Genomic DNA, 17,287 nt, shown 5'->3' with positions numbered 1-17,287 from the left:
TCGTAGCATAACTAACAGGTTTGGTTTTATACTCCGCCCGCGCCGCGACTAGATGCTTCACTATTTTCAACCAATATAGCCGCTGCCGTTTTTTTGAGTATCGCCCACTGTTCATCATCGACATAGATGCCTTCTTTCCATGCGCGCTGATGGGTTTCAAACAGCTCGTCTGTCGATATTTTACGATCGAAATGCTGGATATCATGTTCGATATCGAAGTTTTGAGTCGCAATCTCAATAACCATATCATTGGTATTGTAATTTGATTGTGCCTTGTCAAAAAAGTAAAGGTCAGGATAGACAAACCCTTGATTCAATGTAAATAACGTGTGTTTGGGCACAGAGCCATTGTCCCATTTGGCCAAACAAGCATAGCCTTTGGCCGCCAGCCCTACCAGCTCGCTATAAGCCAGCCAGCGGTTATGACAATTCTGCAAGTAAATATGAAAGTGTGCTGAATCAGCCATTTTTTCAAGAGCGTAATCGATGATCGTCGGTAAGTGACACGCCAAGCTACTACCGTGCAAATCTAAACGCATAGCTCCATCCTCTTGATGGACGATATCAATTGGCGTATCGCTCTCAGTTAGAATATACGGGCTAGCATTGTTAAAGTGTCTGACGCCATCCAAGCCTGCCATCTGTAATTCAGCAACCATCGTAGCGATTATATCAGCCTCCCCAACTTCTCGATGCATCCCAGTAAAGGCTTTATACACCATTGCTACGATTTCATTATGCGATACGATCATGAGTCAAACCTCCCTGCTCTGTCGACAAATCTGGTAATAAAGGAAACAGCCATTCATCACTATGCACTTCTGCAAATAAAGGTGCACCTTGGAACAAGGTGATTCGTACCCAGCGATCTGATCTCGGATCAAACTTGGTCGCACCAAACATAGACAATTTACACCGTAACAGATGCATAGGTAACGCGTCTTTGTGTAAGACATTCATCTGAATATCACCCAACTGTTTATGCCCCATTGTCCAAACACGGCGCGCAATTGAGCGGTACTTTGGTTGGTTTAGAATAAACTCAGATATCAGTTGTTGAGCGTTGACTTGTTTGAGCGCGAAGTACAGCTTGTTTGCTTGCCTTGCGATGTCTAGGGCAAGCTCACGATCTGCGCCTACCTCTTGCCCGCGCACACCTAGGCGTGGCTCTTCTTTATCCACCGAACGATACCAAAACCAATGACTATTCTCAGGCTGGCTAAAATCAATATTAATCGCCCATTGATAGTGTCGCTCCAGTACATCAATCAAATCTTGAATTACCTTACCCTTCGGTAGCGACAAGCTTTCATCGGCATTTATTTTCTCTTGAAACGCATCAACACGCTCAGGATACAGCTCCATCAAGCAAGAAATGATGACCTCTTGGCTCTCAAAACTCAAATCATGGTGCGCTTGCAAGAACTCCGCCCATGTCACATAGTGATTGATGGTAGTCATCAAATTGTTTTGTAGTACCATTAATTCTGTGACGACCGTTTCATTGAGTTTTATTTGCTGCTCATTGATGGTGACAATCTCGCCAAAATGCTGAATAGCACGTTTGATTAAACTGGCAAAATGCGCCGTTTCTTTGGGTTCAATCTGACAAGTCAATGTCGCTTGCAGTGCTTCCTCACGGGTGGTCAGCCATTGATCAACCACGCAAGGATGATTAATCAAATACGGCGCCATACCCAAACCAGTGGCATTACCAATCCCCAAATAACGCTTAATCTCTGGATGCAGTGCAACCGCTTTACTACTGCCCTTTTTCTGCGCCAAATAATCGACCCAGTCTAGACTAAACTCACGCAGCAAATACACGGCACACATCTGCGCGCGAAACGATTGGTCAAAGTCTGCGCTATGGTCTAACGGTTTAAAATCATAAATACCAAATTTACCATTGCCATAGACCGCCGTGGTACGCAAGATATAACCCACTTGCGCCAACACATCCAAATCTGGTTGCTGACCGGCAGCGAGTGAGCTCACAATATGATCAAAGACTCGTACGCTCTTATTTGCACGTGCCAGCACCATCAACATATTAGAGTTGCGACCTGCTTCTTGCAACGGCACATTGGCTTGTAAGTTATCTAGTAACTCTCCGCTTATCTCGCCAAACACCAGACCAAATGTCACATCCCACTTTTGGGCAATGACTCTATCGTTACGCTCTTCATCAGCTAGCTCGTTGCAGAACACCACCAGATGATATAGATGCTCTGGCGTATGTAGACGATAGATAACTTTGCCATAACCATTCTCATCTAAATCCCACAAATGAGTACTGAGCGTCCATTTTTCTTTATCAATCTTGCGTAGTAATGTACGCACAAAGCTAATACGGGTTTGATGCATCGCACCCAATCTTTGGGCATCCATAATCACATCACGAGTACGAAAACCTGTACCCAGTGAAGGCGGTTTGACATCGATACTTTTATTATTTGCATTATTTGTATAAACCATATTCATAATTTCACTACCTTACCTAATATATCGAGCCAGCAGCTTCGTTAATACTCTTAATAATATCTATCGGTAAATAAGAAATCAGCGGTATAGATAGAGGCTAGTTTAGTATTTACCGTTTAATAATCTAGGACGTGTCCTCAATTCAAACGAGTGTCCTCTAAATGGGCTAAAAACAGCTAAACTTTGCCAAACATCGTCAAATAGTTAGTCAATATCTCGATATTATCTGCACTATTTTCCTTGTTTGACGGCAATTTATCTCATTTTTATCACCATTTTTAAAATGAGGACACGCCCTAGAACATCACACAGTTTTTTATGTCATGCTTTTTTTATAAGCTTTTTTCTGCAGAGATTTTGTTTTCTGTAGACGCTTTAGCAAGTTTTTCTTCGCTGATTTTATGTCTTACCTCTACTTTGTTAGGACGATACAAGTCTTGCTCTCGTGCCATTTTTTGTGCGATTTGTGGTCCATTCCACAATGAAGGCAGCAGGACAAAAGAAACTGGCACTGCCGTAATGACGATAAAGGACTGCAATGCTGTCACGCCACCTGAACCAAGCGAGATTAAAACAATCGCTGTCACACCCATCATGATGCCCCAAAAGGTACGAATCATGGCGTTTGGTTCACGCTCGCCACTGATGACCACGCTGATGGTATAAGTCATCGAATCGCCCGTGGTAACGATAAACACTGTGGTTAAAATTAAGAACAATATCGAGGTAATCAAAGGAAACGGCAGTTGCTGCGTGACGGCTAATAGCGCACCTGGCAAGTTAAAACCCTCAAAGGCACTACTCACACTTCCTGGATTGGCAATCTCAAACGCTAAACCAGAGCCCCCAACGACGGTGAACCAAAAGCAGGTGACAAGCGGTGCAATAATACAGACGGTGGTAATCAGTTGGCGGATAGTACGCCCGCGTGAGATGCGAGCGATAAATATCGCCATCATCGGACCGTAGCCCAAGAACCAACCCCAAAAGAATACCGTCCACCAGCTCAGCCAACCTTCATCACCGCGAAAGGTCGCCATTGGAACGAAGTTGTCAATCATCGTACCCACACCTTGGATATAACCATTGACAATAAAATTGGTCGGTCCGAAGAGTAAGATAAAGACCATCAGTGCAAACGCCAACATAACGTTAAAGCGGCTAAGTAGCTGCATACCGCGTGTCAGGCCACTGATCGCAGACAACGTATAGAACGCGATAGCAAAGACAATGATAATGAGCTGAGTGGTGAACGTATCGGGAATACCGAACAATTCATTCAGCGCATAGCTGGTTTGCAAGCCTAAAAAACCAATAGGACCGATAGTACCGGCAGCAACCGCCACGATACAGCAAGCATCAATAATTGCGCCCGTCTGACCCGTCAGCACACGCTCACCAAATACTGGATACAGCAACGTACGCGGCTTCAACGGCAAACCCTTGTCATAATGCAGATGCATAATCACAATCGCGGTTAAACTACCTACAATCGCCCACGCCAAAAACCCCCAATGCATAAATGATTGAGATAAGGCGTTAAAAGCGCGCTGCTGTAGATCGGCTGACTCACCGTATAAAGGCGGTGCTGACACAAAATGCGCGATGGGCTCGGCGGCAGCCCAAAAAACCCCGCCCCCAGCCAATAGTGTGCAGAAAAGAATGGCCATCCATTTAAAACTGTCTATTTCAGGTACGGGTAAATTGCCTAAAATCACACGTCCTGTACGACCAGCACCGACGGCCAAAGCAATGACAAAGGTAGCTAATAGCAATATCTGCCAAAAAGGCCCAAATATTTTGACGGACCACGAGAAGCCCACTTCGACTATTTTTGCTAAGCGCGCTTCTGCGAAAATCGCCATCAAAACAAAGGCCACAATGAATCCGCCACTGTACCAAAATGCAGGATTTTTAAGGCCTAACGTATCGGTAGAAATAGCGGCGGCTTCAGACTCACTTGTTCCTTGATTAACAGGAGTTGAGCGTCCTTGCTCACTTTGATTAAATCCCTTTAAATCGGCCATGATGTGGCTCCATATACTATGCTAACGTTGCGTTTTAGATCAGAGTGGTAGCAATGAGGGTGCGATAAAACAACCTCACTATACATACCTATCTAATTTAAATTACCTACTTCAAACAGATATACGCTATAACACGACTGTCGTCTTATAGCGATTTCGAGCAACCATTGACTAAAATGACTCTTTAAATAGCTAGTTAAGCCAAAGGCTTTAAACCTTGCTCTAAAAAATCGAACCAGTTTTGACCGATGACTTTTCCAGCATCGCTTTCATTAAAACCGTGCTTTAGCAGACCGTTATAGATGTTTTCCATACCGTCTTTGCCAGCGAACCATGGCAAGGTATCTGGCCAACCTGAATTACTGGCATTGCCTTCGCCATAGTCCATCGCTTTTGACCAACGTCCATTACGCATCCACTCAAGTACAGCTTGCGGTTGATTAAGACATAAATCACTGCCAATCGCCAAATGCTCCACACCATACTTATCAGCGCAATTGGTAATCATGGTACAGAAGTCATCGAGCGTACATGCGCTGCCATTTGGCAAATGAAACGGGTATAAACTAAACCCTAACAATCCGCCTGCTTGGGTCAAGGCACTAATGACCGTATCCGATTTATTACGCAGCGCATCATGAGCCGTGGTTGGATTGGCATGGCTGATACATATCGGACGCGATGACACTTCTATCGCCTCAAGCGTTGAACGCTCAGCGCTGTGTGACATATCAATAATCATACCGACACGATTCATCTCAGCGATGGCTTGCTGACCAAAACGAGTAATACCGCTGTCATTCTGCTCATAACAACCTGTCGCTAGTAAGCTCTGGTTATTGTAAGTCAGCTGCATAATCAATAGACCCAGACGACGCATCACACTAATCAAACCAATTTCATCGTCGATTGGTGAGCAGTTCTGCGCGCCAAAGAAGATGCCAACTTTACCCTGCTCTTTTGCCGTTTTAATATCAGCCACTGAGTACACGGGTAATATAAGATCTGAGTTTTGCTCAAAGCGTGTGTGCCACTCGCTAAAGCGGCTCATGGTTTGGCGAGCGTCTTCGTGATAGACCAAGGTCGCGTGTACCGCATTGATACCACTGGCTTGTAGCATCTTGAAGTAGTCGCGATCCCAATGGCTATACTGTAATCCGTCAATGACGATATGGTCTTGGTACATATCAATTCCCTTTAGTACTTTTATCGATAGCCGCTATCTTTAGCAAGTAAGTACCTTTTGGTACAGCATCGTTCAGATAGCGACGAGCATTCTTGTTAAGACATCCCTAGTACGCTTTTTGATAAGCGGTCTTGACGATGGTATAGAACTCTTTGGCATATTGACCTTGCTCACGCGGGCCAAAGCTTGACTGTTTACGACCACCAAATGGCACGTGATAGTCAGTACCCGCAGTTGCCAGGTTGACCATGACGCAGCCTGCTTGTACTTGCTCTTTGAACATTGCACTGCTGCGTAAGCTCTGGGTGATGATGCCGCCCGTCAGACCAAATCGCGTATCATTGGTCATCGCAATCGCCTCTTCTAGATTTTTGACACGCAAGACACACGCCAGCGGGGCAAACACTTCTTCTTGGTTGATATCCCAGCTGTTATCCGTCTCAGTAAACAACGTAGGCGACATATAGTAGCCGTCATGCGACATCTCTAAACGCTCACCGCCAAACGCTAAATGAGCACCAGACTGCTTGGCTTTTTCGATCCAGTCCATGTTTGATGCCAGCTGCTTATCATCGACGACAGGCCCCATGAAGATGCCGTCTTCAAGCGCATGACCGACCTTCAAGGTTTTCATTTTGGCAATCACACCGTCTACAAACGCATCGTGAATACCGTCCATCACGATAAGACGTGAAGAAGCCGTACACTTCTGCCCTGAACCACCAAACGCACCAGCGACCGCTGCATCAATAGCAACTTGCAAGTCGGCATCGTCAGCGATAACCAAAGCGTTTTTGCTGCCCATCTCAAGCTGACAACGGATAAAGTTTGGTGCAGTAGCAGCAGCGACTTTTCGACCTGTTGGTACAGATCCGGTAAAGCTAACGGCATCAATGTCTGTAGAATTGATGAGCGCATCACCGACTGACGAGCCGCCGCCCAATAGCAGGTTAAACGTACCTTCTGGCAGGCCTTGGCGATGAATGATTTCAGCCAATGCGACCGCGCTAGCTGGCGTTAAATTGGCAGGCTTCCAAATGACACTGTTACCAAATGCTAGTGCTGGCGCGATTTTCCATACAGCAGTGGCCGTTGGAAAGTTCCAAGGTGAAATAATGGCAACCACTCCGACTGCTTCGCGGGTGACTTCGACCTTGACACCAGGACGCACTGAATCAGCTGTATCACCCATTTGACGCAGTACCTCGGCTGCATAGTAATGAAAGAACTGACCTGCGCGATAAATTTCACCCCGACCCTCTGCGAATGGCTTACCTTCTTCAAGAGACAACAGCGTACCTAACTCATCACAGCGAGCAATCATTTCATCGCCAATCGCTTGTAGGATAGACTGCTTCTTTTCTAAAGAAGTCGCTTCCCACTTTGGCTGAGCGTGACGGGCAGCAGCAATAGCGTCTTTGACTTGATCGCTACTCGCTTGGGCGAACTCACCGATAGTGTCAGTGATATCAGATGGGTTGATATTGGCAACGGTATTTACGCCTGCTTGCCATTCACCGTTGATGTAAAGTGATTTGGTTGGGTCTTGTTGCAATATCTTTTGGGTCGTTTGGGCTGACATAAGAGCTTCCTTGATAAAGTATTAAAAGATGGAATATTAAAATTAGATTTAAGGCACAGCGGCATATACGACCAGCTCAACCAGCATCTCTTCACGAGCCAAGCCAGCTATTACCAATGCTGCCCGATTTGGATAAGGTGCTTCAAAATATTCAGCATAAATTTGATTGACAGTTTTTAGATGGTCGCGATCGGTTACGTAGATCATTACCTGTAGAACTGCATCCATGCCAACATTGGCACATTCTAGCGTGTGCTTAAGATTGTCTAGTGTTTGGCGAGTTTGCGTTTCAATACCACCTGCAACCACATCACCATTTTCATCGATAGGAATTTGGGCAGTGTATAAGGTTCCATTATTAGTGATGGCCCACTCCAAAGGTGCTTTAGACGCATAAAGCGAGGTTTTAACGGCCTGTTTGTTTGAGTGAGTCATAATATTGTCATGTCCTTTGATAAGTGGTTTCAGCAGTAAGCGATTTGAGATTTATTTAGTCACTGCTAATTGCTACATGACTTATCCTACTCAATTAGCAACGATAAATCTAACTAATTAAATTTGAATTTTGATAGATTTAATCTATCATTTAAGATAGATTATTAAAGAATAGTTTTGGATGGTCTGAATATGAAGCTACAGCAATTGCGTCATTTCTTATTTGTCGTGGAAGAAGGAGGGTTTCGTGCGGCGGCTGATCGCGCTAACCGTTCGCAAGCTGCTTTGTCAGCCTCAATAAAGGAATTGGAAAAAACCTTAGGACAGCGATTATTTGAAGTAGGAAACAAAGCTCTACTCACGCCTTTCGGTGAAACCTGCTTACCAAAGATTGAGCAGTTTATTAGCGTTTATCAAGCGCTAGAAGATGACTTAAAAGCCTCTGCGTCCGGCGAAAAAGGTAAGATTAGGATTGCAAGCGTACCGTCGCTAGTGACTAAATTGTTACCTAGCGTATTGGTCGAATACTCAAAAAAATATCCTGATATTGAGATTGTACTGATAGATGATAACTCTGTCGGTGTGGCCAATCGATTGTTAGCCGGAGAAATTGATTTGGCACTGGGCAATTGCACCAGTATTGATCAAACGAATATAGATTTTACTTTACTCATATCAGACCCAATTGGCGTGGTCTGTCTGCAAAGTAATGAGCTAAACAACCAGTTAAATCAATCGCACGGGCTAACATGGCAGCAACTCATGGCGCAGCCGTTTATTTATAATGGCACTTGCAGATTACTCGAAAACACGCCAGCTGAAGCGCTCAATCGCAGGGCAAGGTACACGGTAGAAAACATCACATCGCTGTTTTCTTTATTGCGTAATAATCTAGGTATCACTACTTTACCCAAGCTTGCCTTCCCTGCGAATGAGCCGGAACTCGTTTGGATAGATTTAGTTGACCCTTCTTTAAACCGGCAAATCGGTATCTTTAAACTTGCTGATAAATCTATCTCTCCCCCAGCTCAAGCATTTTATGATCTCTGTATCGCCTATGTCCAAGAGAACTATTGGCTATAATGTTTAAGTATGTTTACTAGGGCGTGTCTTCAATTCACTCGATAGTCATCTAAATGGGCTAAAAATGGCTAAATATAGAGACATAAAAAAGCCACGATACATCATGTATCGTAGCTTTTGGTTCAAGCAAACTTACGCGAGCACTGATTTAATAATCAGATCCAACCTTCTTCTAGTAGGTGCTCAGTATTACTGATTTTAAAATTATTGCATAAATCATAAAATGTCATCGGATCTTCAACATTATCGAGCAACTCTCGTTTATGCAGTGCCACAAACAGCGCCAACGCATACGCTGCACTATGGATAGATTTTTTAGGATTAAAGGTAATATCAGTAAACCCCTGATATTGAATCACTTCTTCGTGCAGCTGAGGGTTTTGTTTGAGCGCATTCACGTAAAGCCAATCATAAAATGTTGTTAACGGCTCTACGCCCCACTCCATACCAAAGTAGTTGTAACCAATGAGCTCGCCCGAGGTCATCAATCGCTCATCCTTTCTGGCTTGTCTTGGCGCTACTGTTAGCAAATCCGTATAAGGACCACCATCTTCAAAAACCATACTGGCTTGAAAAGCATTTTCGACACTATATGGATTGCCATCATGCTCATCGGTAATTTTTAAGCTAAACGGGCTTAGCGGAAAACTTAGCTTATTACCAGATTTACTAGATAGCTCTAACACATTCTTAAATCCATACTTTTTGCGAATGACTTGTTGTAAGTCATTGATGGATTTTTTCTTTTGTCTGGTCGCAAATCCCACATGTCGCTCAAACATAACCATGTCTGTTTTTACCAAATTGTCACTGTTGACTTTGGGCATGAATACGGGTCTTTGTTCTATCGTATTTGGTACTTCTTCCATAGTGATGTGCCTTAATATCAATGGTCTTGTATAAATGTTTTGTGTTAACGGTGCTAATATCACCTGCTGTTGACGGTGTACTATGTCATTGCTAGCCGTGTTTATTATTGGTGTTTTATTCGCTAGCAGCCAAATACAGTGAATTGATCGAGAGCTATCGAACCCTATCAGCGCTCGCTGGGCAGTTTATCTTATTATCAGTCATTTATCCTGCCCTATTTTAGAATTAATGCCGCCATACCTTCAACAATAAACCATAATCGAGCTATTTTATATTCAAAGATAAATATAAGACGCTACTATAAACGGGTTTAAAAGTATTATAGAAATACGCTTGACCTTACCATGATGTCAACCTATATGCTGTCGCTATAGATTTGAAAATAAGATTAAAAATATAGTTAAAAACGACAGAGGTTGTTATGAAAACAGAAAATACTAAAGCCCCTACTTATCATGAAGTGCTGAGCATTGAAGGCATGAGTTGTGCCTCTTGTGTTGGGCGTATCGAAAAACAACTAAAAAATATCGAACATGTTGAAAACGCCGAGGTAAATCTTGCCACTGAACAGGCGACTGTTTACTCATCTCAGCCTTTAGATGTTACCCAATTAAACAAAGCGGTAGAGCGCGCAGGTTATAAGGTAACTGAAACCAAGCCTATCGAGCTATCTATAGAAGGCATGAGCTGTGCCTCGTGTGTTGGGCGAGTAGAAAAATCCTTGGCCAAAGTCGCTGGCGTGCAACAAGCCACGGTCAACCTTGCGACGGAACGTGCTTGGATTAAAGGCGATGCTCAAATAAAAACGAGTGAATTGATTGAGGCGGTTAAAAAAGCGGGCTACGAGGCTAAGCTTGTAGAACAAGACCAAAGTGGTCGACAAGATAAGAAAGCATCGGAGCAAAATCAGCTTAAACGAGATTTGGGCCTTTCTGCGCTGTTGTCACTGCCCGTATTCATTCTAGCAATGGGCTCGCATATGATTCCCGCCTTTCATATGTGGGTAGTGAATAACATCGGCACACAGCAAAGTTGGCTGATACAGTTTGTTCTGACCACACTAGTACTGCTTTTTCCAGGCCGACGCTTTTATCAAAAAGGCGTGCCAGCCTTATTGTGTTTTGCGCCAGATATGAATTCGCTAGTGGCGATTGGTACGATCGCAGCGTATGGCTTTTCCCTCATAGCGACCTTTATCCCGCAAGCGTTACCTGAAGGCACGGTGCACGTCTATTACGAAGCCGCTGCTATGATTGTGAGCTTGATATTATTAGGTCGTTATTTTGAAGCAAAAGCCAAGGGGCGTACTTCTGGGGCCATTCAGCATTTAGTAGGCATGCAGGCAAAGACCGCCCGTGTACATCAAGATGGCAAAGTCATTGAAGTCCCTGTAGAAAACGTCACCGCACAAATGATAGTTGAGATTCGTCCAGGCGAGCGTGTGCCTATCGATGGCGAAGTCGTCGACGGTCACAGTTATATTGATGAATCTATGATTACGGGTGAACCTGTCCCTGTGAAAAAACAAGCAGGCGATCAAGTGGTCGGCGGTACTATCAATCAAAACGGCACCGTGAATATTCGGGCAACGGCCATTGGTGAAGATTCTGTATTAGCGCAAATCATTCGTATGGTAGAACAAGCCCAAGGCTCTAAATTACCGATTCAAGCATTGGTGGATAAAGTCACCCTGTGGTTTGTACCAGCGGTGATGTTTTTATCAGCATTGACCTTTATAGTTTGGTTGATTTTTGGCCCTGACCCTGCCTTAACCTTTGGTTTAATCAATGCGGTTGCCGTCCTCATTGTAGCCTGCCCTTGTGCAATGGGATTGGCCACTCCCACCTCTATTATGGTCGGTACAGGTCGCGGTGCAGAATTGGGTGTGCTATTCCGTAAAGGTGAAGCGCTACAAATGCTTCAGGATGTGAGCGTGGTTGCCGTTGATAAAACAGGTACATTGACTGAAGGCAAACCTACCTTGACAGACTTTCAAGTCCAACAAGGATTTGAGAAAGAACAAGTCTTACGTGTGGTGGCATCGGTTGAAGCAAAATCTGAGCATCCAATTGCCTTAGCCATTGTTCAAGCCGCAGAACAACAGAATATTCAACTGCTCCCTATCACTGACTTTGAGGCGATGACAGGTTTGGGTATCCAAGCAAACGTGGCAGGCCAAGTGATTCATATTGGCGCAGATCGTTACATGCAGCAATTGGGGCTTGATGTTGCGTCTTTTGAACAAGGTGCGCTACTTTTGGGGCAAGAAGGTAAAACCCCACTCTATGTATCTATTGATCAGCAATTGGCCGCTATCATTGCCGTTGCCGACCCTATTAAAGAGACGACTCATGCCGCCATCGCCGCACTACATCAGTTAGGCTTAAAAGTGGCCATGATTACAGGCGATAATCGCCATACAGCCCAAGCGATTGCCGCAAAATTAAATATCGATCAGGTAGGGGCAGAAGTGTTGCCCGAAGGCAAGGTAGATGCAATACGCCAGTTGCAAGAACAATATGGCCGAGTGGCATTTGTTGGTGATGGTATTAATGATGCCCCTGCATTGGCTCAATCCGATGTTGGGTTGGCCATTGGTACAGGCACAGACGTGGCGATTGAGGCGGCTGAAGTGGTGCTAATGTCAGGTAGTCTGCAAGGTGTGCCTACTGCGATTGCTTTGAGTAAAGCCACCATCAGTAATATCAGACAAAATCTGGCTTGGGCATTTATTTATAATGTTGCTTTGATTCCGATTGCTGCAGGTGTCTTGTATCCCGCCTTTGGTATCCTGCTCTCACCCATTTTTGCGGCAGGCGCAATGGCGCTATCTTCTGTTTTCGTATTAGGTAATGCGTTACGCCTCAAGTACTTTAAGGCCCCGTCATTACAGAGTGAATATAGAATCGTAAAGGATATCCATATAGGGTTTAAACCTTAATGGTTAAACCCTTTTGTTATTTGAGTCCCTTTTTAAGTTAGGAGGATAAATATGAATATTGGTCAAGCATCAAAGCAATCAGGTATTTCTACCAAAATGATTCGCTACTATGAACAGATTGGCTTGCTAGAAACAGTCAATCGTTCGAACTCAGGGTATCGTTTGTATTCTAAAGACGATATAGACGACTTATGCTTTTTAAGACACTCTCGTGACTTGGGATTCTCATCCAAGCAAATGAAAGAGTTACTGTATCTGCGTAAAAATGCCAACCGTCAGAGCGCGGATGTTAAGCAGTTGACACAAGAGCATATCGAAACGTTAAACCAAAAAATTGCCCAATTGCAGGAGATGGTCAATTCGCTACAGAACTCTTTTGATCATTGCGCAGGTGATGATAATGCAGATTGCGCTATTCTGGATGATCTTGGGCAAGCTAAATAGCTTATATAAAATACACGATGCAGCTAATACCCAGCACATAAAAAACCCTTTAAGCGACAGATGACGCTCAAAGGGTTTGTATTTTGATTTAACCAACACTACATTAACGGTCTTTAACTACGAGCTAACTCGAAAATAGGCTGTCCGTATTCAATTTTCTGGCCATTTTCAACCAAGACAGCCGTGACAACACCTTCTTTGTTACTAATCACTGGCTGCAAACGGGTCAACTCATTAATGAAGCAAACGGTTTGACCTTTTTGAATGTGGTCGCCTTCTTTGACCAAGTTGTTTGTTGCATCATCTTCACTTAAGTAGACCTGCCCTACATAGGTAGCACCTACTTGCAAGACATCACTTCCAGTCTGTTCAGGCTCATGAGTAGTCGTGGCCTCTATAGGACTAGCGCTCACATTATTCTGCACACCTAAGTTATTAACCACCTTAATAGACTGCCCGTTGTCTGCAATCGTGACTTCGTGCAGCTGACTGCTTTCAACCAGTTTGACCACACGTGCTATTTGCTCTATATCCATAATACTTTCCTTATCTTAATTTTTTAACTCATGCCCAGATATTTAGCAATGGTCATGACACTTAGAATACTCATCACGATAGCGATTAACCAACCAAATGCCGCAATCCAAATCGGATGCTTATAGTTACCAACGATATTTTTTCTGTAGGCGGCAATCAGGATAATGACCATGGCGATAGGTAGCACTAAGCCATTTAACGTACCAACCAATACCAATACTTGAGCCGGTTTACCGATAGTGGCAAACACCAACGTTGAGATAACGATGAAACCAATAATGAAGTAGCGTTTATAAGTCTCAATGAACGGATGAAAGTTGGTCATAAAAGACACAGAGGTATAAGCAGCACCAATCACTGAGGTCACAGACGCCGCCCAAATCACCATACCAAAAATAACTTTACCCGCATTTCCTAGAATGTACTGAAACGGCGACATGGCTGGGTTGGCAGGATCCAATGCAAAGCCTTGAGACACCACGCCTAATACGGCAAGGAATAAAAATACGCGAATCACAGAGGCAATCAAAATACCAGAGACCGAGCTTCTGGTTACTGATTTTAAATTCTCTTCTCCGCTGACGCCTGCCTCTAATAAGCGATGCGCACCTGAGAAAGTAATATAACCACCAACCGTACCGCCGACTAGCGTCACGATAGCCACTGCATCAATTTTGTCAGGCATGATCGTTTTACTGACGGCTTCTGCTAATGGTGGATCAGATTTAAAGACCACATAAATGACCAATACAATCAGGATAAAGCCCATTAACTGAGCGAACTTATCCATCATAGGCCCCGTTTCTCGGCCTAGAAATATGGCGACGGCAATCACACCACTGATCAGGGCGCCTGTAATGGGTGACATATTAAACATGGACTGCATGCCAAGTCCGGCACCGCCAATATTACCAATATTGAAAGCCAGACCACCCGCAATGATTAAGAAAGCGAGCAAGTAACCGACACCAGGAAACACCAAGTTGGCGATTTCTTGTGCACGTTTTTTGGAGACCGCGACTACTCGCCAAACGTTAAGCTGGACGCCGATGTCCATAACAATAGAGATTAAGATAACAAAGCCGAAACTTGCCATTAGGCTTTCGGTAAATGTGGCCGTTTGGGTCAAAAACCCTGGTCCTACTGCTGATGTGGCCATCAGGAAGGCCGCGCCTAAAATGGCGGTATTGTGTTTTTTTATGGTGCTCATAAACATCCTTGTTCTATATGGGATTATTTAATCAAATGATTAGGAAACGGATATTTAATGGGCAGATATAGTGATACCTTTGAGCTCTAGTTGTTTCTTTATTTCTTGTGCAAATAAAATAGCGTGTTCGCCATCCCCATGTAGGCAGATACTTTGCGCTTCTACGGGTACGGTTTGACCGCAGACACTGGTGACAGTCCCTTCAGTAATCATCTGCAATACATGCTTAACCGCATCATCCGTATCGGTTATCAGGGCACTGTCTTTGCTACGAGAGACCAATGAGCCGTCTTTTTCATAGTTTCTATCAGCAAACACTTCTGATATGGCTTCTAAACCATGCTTCTTAGCTGATTTAACCAGATAACTACCAGACAGACCCATGACTTTTAGATTTGGATCAAATCGTTTGATTTCACTGACCAAAATGTCTGATAAGTCTTCATCAATGGCCGCTTGGTTGTACAATGCACCATGCGGTTTTACGTAGTCTAATGACACACCAACCAAGTCACAGAGCGCTTTGGTTGCACCCAACTGATATGCCAATAAAGCACGATAGTCGGCTTCACTTAACGGCTGATGGATACGGCCAAAGTTTTCTCTATCGTTTAGACCAGGATGTGCGCCTACGCTCACGTTGTTTGCTTTTGCCAATTGCAACGTTGCTAGCATCTCGCTATAGGACCCAGCGTGCAAGCCGCAGCAGACATTCGCTGAGCTGACTATCGTTAGTAATTTATCGTCTTGCCCGCAGCCTTCAGCCACATCAGCATTTAAATCAATTTTCATTGGCATACTCCTTTATTTGATCGATGTAATGTTGTCTGTTTTGCTGTTCCTTTAACGCTTGCTCTAATGACACAACGACGAACTGACAGGTTTTGCCAAATCTAATCTGTGCCATCAGACCTATGTCTGCTTGAATCACGGTTGCGATTTTAGGATAGCCACCCGTCGTCTGCCCATCTGCCATTAACACAATCGGTTGTCCTTGTGGTGGCACCTGAATCATTCCAATATCAACACCATGTGAGCTCATTTCTACTGGCTTACTAAACTCAAGCGCTGTAGCTCCCTCAAGGCGGTAACCCATACGGTTGCTACTGCTTTGTAGTTTCCATGGCTGGGTCTCAAACGCTTGTTTAGACGACTCAGTGAAGCAATCATATTCACTGCTTTTTATCACTCGAATAACCTCGGTTGGTGCAAGACGGGCTACCCCAATGACAGGCAGGTTTGATTCGGTTTTTACCGTTAAGCTGTCATCGGCTTTTAAATATCTGCCTTCAAATCCGCCAAACCCTGCTTTGAGATTGGTGCTGACTGACTGCAACACTGGCTCAATATCAAAGCCACCATGCACACATAAATAGGTATACATGCCTTGTAGCGGACGCAAAAGTTTGAGCGTCTGCCCAGCAGTCGCATTGATACGCCAATAACAAGGAACTCGCTTGTCGTCTAGATAAGCCTCGTATAGAGCGCCTGTTAAGCAAAAGCTGACGTTTTCTTCAAACTGTATGGTTAACTCACCGAGCGCTATTTCAATAGCAGGTTCGTTTGCCTCATTTTTCATCAAAGCGTTACCAGCTTGTAGCGCCCAACTGTCCATTACGCCATTTCTCCCCACACCCATACTGCGGTAACCCAGTCGTCCCGAATCTTGAATACTGGCAAGGGCACTTGCGGTTAAAACTTTCATTGATACCACCTGTTTATTTGTCTTTTTGATTCATGCATCTTTTATTTATCGCTTATTGATGAATATCAATCGCTTTAAATGTCAAAGTATCGCCTGCGTTAAGCAACGTCGGAGAGGTCTTGGTTAAATCAAATAAAGCAGTATCCGTCTGGCCGAGTAACTGCCAACCGCCTGGAGAATCAAAAGGATAAACCCCTGTCTGCTCACCGCCGATACCCACTGAGCCTGCGGGCACTTGGGTTCTAGGTACAGCATGCCTTGGGAAGTATAAAGACTCAGACAAGCCGCCAAGATAAGGAAACCCTGGCTGAAAACCGATAAAGTAAACGGTATAAGTGGCTTTAGTATGTAGATCGACAACGGCTTCAACTGATAGATTTAGGTCATTCGCCATGGCCGCTAGATCGGGGCCATATTTACCACCGTAATGCACTGGTATCTCGACGTGCTTACCTTGGATAGTTTTTGAAGGGATATCATTGAGTAGATCTGATAGCTTATCTTTGAAAGTATTCAGCTCAGCCCAAGTTAATGGAACGATAAATACACTGAGCGTATTCATGCCAATAACTACTTCGATGACTTCTGGCATTTTCTGGATGCTGTCTGATAAAGCCCAGCATTTTTGTTGTTTTTCTAAGGTGGTTGGTTTAGGGAAAAACAACGCTAGATTGGTTTCACTGCATAGTTGCCATTGTAGTTCCATTAGCACGTGCTCCATTATTTTTTATCTACTACAGTCAAATCCTCTATAAATTGGATACGGTGTCAGGCTCGCTGAGT

General features: G+C 44.2%; 15 protein-coding genes. 3 read left to right on the top strand and 12 right to left on the bottom strand.

Translation table 11 applies throughout. The annotated features are described in order from the left end of the window. Positions 1-26 precede the first annotated feature (26 nt). The 6 genes from ACQKC9_RS12705 to ACQKC9_RS12680 all read right to left on the bottom strand — a co-directional run bounded on the left by ACQKC9_RS12705 (position 27) and on the right by ACQKC9_RS12680 (position 7,714). Positions 27-752: a DUF3726 domain-containing protein gene (locus ACQKC9_RS12705; protein ID WP_427611228.1), complete on the bottom strand. Its 726-nt coding sequence runs from the start codon at positions 750-752 to the stop codon at positions 27-29. After that, entirely contained in the window at positions 736-2,484 is a 1,749-nt protein-coding gene (locus ACQKC9_RS12700; protein ID WP_427622110.1) for a hypothetical protein, read from the bottom strand. Before ACQKC9_RS12700 ends, ACQKC9_RS12705 begins: the two co-directional genes overlap by 17 nt. A 332-nt stretch (positions 2,485-2,816) precedes the next feature. Next, entirely contained in the window at positions 2,817-4,511 is a 1,695-nt protein-coding gene (locus ACQKC9_RS12695; RefSeq protein WP_427622108.1) for a BCCT family transporter, read from the bottom strand. A gap of 196 nt (positions 4,512-4,707) precedes the next feature. After that, complete coding sequence (locus ACQKC9_RS12690) at positions 4,708-5,697, bottom strand: membrane dipeptidase (RefSeq protein ID WP_427622106.1); 990 nt, start codon at positions 5,695-5,697, stop codon at positions 4,708-4,710. 106 nt (positions 5,698-5,803) lie between these two features. Beyond that, positions 5,804-7,279 (bottom strand): aldehyde dehydrogenase family protein, encoded by a 1,476-nt coding sequence (locus ACQKC9_RS12685; RefSeq protein ID WP_427622104.1) that lies wholly within the window; start codon positions 7,277-7,279, stop codon positions 5,804-5,806. 48 nt (positions 7,280-7,327) lie between these two features. After that, positions 7,328-7,714, bottom strand: a complete 387-nt coding sequence (locus ACQKC9_RS12680) for a RidA family protein (RefSeq protein ID WP_427622102.1) — start codon at positions 7,712-7,714, stop codon at positions 7,328-7,330. Positions 7,715-7,906: 192 nt separating this feature from the next. Here ACQKC9_RS12680 and ACQKC9_RS12675 point away from each other — a divergent pair, with 192 nt between their 5' ends. Further along, positions 7,907-8,797, top strand: coding sequence for a LysR family transcriptional regulator (locus ACQKC9_RS12675; RefSeq protein ID WP_427622100.1), 891 nt, complete (start codon positions 7,907-7,909; stop codon positions 8,795-8,797). A gap of 155 nt (positions 8,798-8,952) precedes the next feature. On the opposite strand, the gene ACQKC9_RS12670 is transcribed toward ACQKC9_RS12675, so the two are convergent. Next, positions 8,953-9,666, bottom strand: a complete 714-nt coding sequence (locus tag ACQKC9_RS12670; RefSeq protein ID WP_427622098.1) for a DarT1-associated NADAR antitoxin family protein — start codon at positions 9,664-9,666, stop codon at positions 8,953-8,955. A gap of 422 nt (positions 9,667-10,088) precedes the next feature. Here ACQKC9_RS12670 and ACQKC9_RS12665 point away from each other — a divergent pair, with 422 nt between their 5' ends. Both ACQKC9_RS12665 and cueR read left to right on the top strand, forming a co-directional pair. After that, positions 10,089-12,608, top strand: a complete 2,520-nt coding sequence (locus ACQKC9_RS12665) for a heavy metal translocating P-type ATPase (RefSeq protein ID WP_427622096.1) — start codon at positions 10,089-10,091, stop codon at positions 12,606-12,608. Positions 12,609-12,659: 51 nt separating this feature from the next. Continuing rightward, complete coding sequence (gene cueR, locus ACQKC9_RS12660) at positions 12,660-13,052, top strand: Cu(I)-responsive transcriptional regulator (RefSeq protein ID WP_197101096.1); 393 nt, start codon at positions 12,660-12,662, stop codon at positions 13,050-13,052. Between the two features lie 113 nt (positions 13,053-13,165). On the opposite strand, the gene ACQKC9_RS12655 is transcribed toward cueR, so the two are convergent. From ACQKC9_RS12655 to pxpB, 5 genes are read right to left on the bottom strand one after another with little or no spacing between them, the layout of a single operon-like run. After that, the gene (locus ACQKC9_RS12655; protein ID WP_427622093.1) at positions 13,166-13,588 is read right to left on the bottom strand and encodes an acetyl-CoA carboxylase biotin carboxyl carrier protein; all 423 of its coding nucleotides are present in this window, start codon (positions 13,586-13,588) and stop codon (positions 13,166-13,168) included. A gap of 23 nt (positions 13,589-13,611) precedes the next feature. Further along, positions 13,612-14,799 carry an NRAMP family divalent metal transporter gene (locus ACQKC9_RS12650; protein ID WP_201572342.1) on the bottom strand — a complete coding sequence of 396 codons (1,188 nt, stop codon included), beginning with the start codon at positions 14,797-14,799 and terminating at the stop codon, positions 13,612-13,614. Positions 14,800-14,853: 54 nt separating this feature from the next. After that, a complete protein-coding gene (pxpA, locus tag ACQKC9_RS12645; protein ID WP_427622090.1) occupies positions 14,854-15,591 on the bottom strand; it encodes a 5-oxoprolinase subunit PxpA in 738 nt (245 codons plus the stop codon). After that, positions 15,581-16,504 carry a biotin-dependent carboxyltransferase family protein gene (locus tag ACQKC9_RS12640; RefSeq protein ID WP_427622088.1) on the bottom strand — a complete coding sequence of 308 codons (924 nt, stop codon included), beginning with the start codon at positions 16,502-16,504 and terminating at the stop codon, positions 15,581-15,583. The genes pxpA and ACQKC9_RS12640 overlap by 11 nt, the downstream gene beginning before the upstream one ends. A gap of 52 nt (positions 16,505-16,556) precedes the next feature. Then, entirely contained in the window at positions 16,557-17,210 is a 654-nt protein-coding gene (gene pxpB, locus ACQKC9_RS12635) for a 5-oxoprolinase subunit PxpB (RefSeq protein ID WP_427622086.1), read from the bottom strand. Positions 17,211-17,287: the final 77 nt, after the last annotated feature.

The organism is Psychrobacter sp. NPDC078409 (assembly GCF_050268505.1).
In the GTDB taxonomy this organism is placed as follows: Bacteria; Pseudomonadota; Gammaproteobacteria; order Pseudomonadales; family Moraxellaceae; genus Psychrobacter.
Note: the sequence above shows the minus strand (reverse complement) of the source record. Positions and strands in the feature narration are given on the sequence as shown.

Excerpts from the sequence above, each read along its gene's own strand:
- ACQKC9_RS12705 (WP_427611228.1), bottom strand. The coding sequence starts at position 752 with ATGATCGTATCGCATAATGAAATCGTAGCAATGGTGTATAAAGCCTTT.
- ACQKC9_RS12700 (WP_427622110.1), bottom strand. The coding sequence starts at position 2,484 with ATGAATATGGTTTATACAAATAATGCAAATAATAAAAGTATCGATGTC.
- ACQKC9_RS12695 (WP_427622108.1), bottom strand. The coding sequence starts at position 4,511 with ATGGCCGATTTAAAGGGATTTAATCAAAGTGAGCAAGGACGCTCAACT.
- ACQKC9_RS12690 (WP_427622106.1), bottom strand. The coding sequence starts at position 5,697 with ATGTACCAAGACCATATCGTCATTGACGGATTACAGTATAGCCATTGG.
- ACQKC9_RS12685 (WP_427622104.1), bottom strand. The coding sequence starts at position 7,279 with ATGTCAGCCCAAACGACCCAAAAGATATTGCAACAAGACCCAACCAAA.
- ACQKC9_RS12680 (WP_427622102.1), bottom strand. The coding sequence starts at position 7,714 with ATGACTCACTCAAACAAACAGGCCGTTAAAACCTCGCTTTATGCGTCT.
- ACQKC9_RS12675 (WP_427622100.1), top strand. The coding sequence starts at position 7,907 with ATGAAGCTACAGCAATTGCGTCATTTCTTATTTGTCGTGGAAGAAGGA.
- ACQKC9_RS12670 (WP_427622098.1), bottom strand. The coding sequence starts at position 9,666 with ATGGAAGAAGTACCAAATACGATAGAACAAAGACCCGTATTCATGCCC.
- ACQKC9_RS12665 (WP_427622096.1), top strand. The coding sequence starts at position 10,089 with ATGAAAACAGAAAATACTAAAGCCCCTACTTATCATGAAGTGCTGAGC.
- cueR (WP_197101096.1), top strand. The coding sequence starts at position 12,660 with ATGAATATTGGTCAAGCATCAAAGCAATCAGGTATTTCTACCAAAATG.
- ACQKC9_RS12655 (WP_427622093.1), bottom strand. The coding sequence starts at position 13,588 with ATGGATATAGAGCAAATAGCACGTGTGGTCAAACTGGTTGAAAGCAGT.
- ACQKC9_RS12650 (WP_201572342.1), bottom strand. The coding sequence starts at position 14,799 with ATGAGCACCATAAAAAAACACAATACCGCCATTTTAGGCGCGGCCTTC.
- pxpA (WP_427622090.1), bottom strand. The coding sequence starts at position 15,591 with ATGAAAATTGATTTAAATGCTGATGTGGCTGAAGGCTGCGGGCAAGAC.
- ACQKC9_RS12640 (WP_427622088.1), bottom strand. The coding sequence starts at position 16,504 with ATGAAAGTTTTAACCGCAAGTGCCCTTGCCAGTATTCAAGATTCGGGA.
- pxpB (WP_427622086.1), bottom strand. The coding sequence starts at position 17,210 with ATGGAACTACAATGGCAACTATGCAGTGAAACCAATCTAGCGTTGTTT.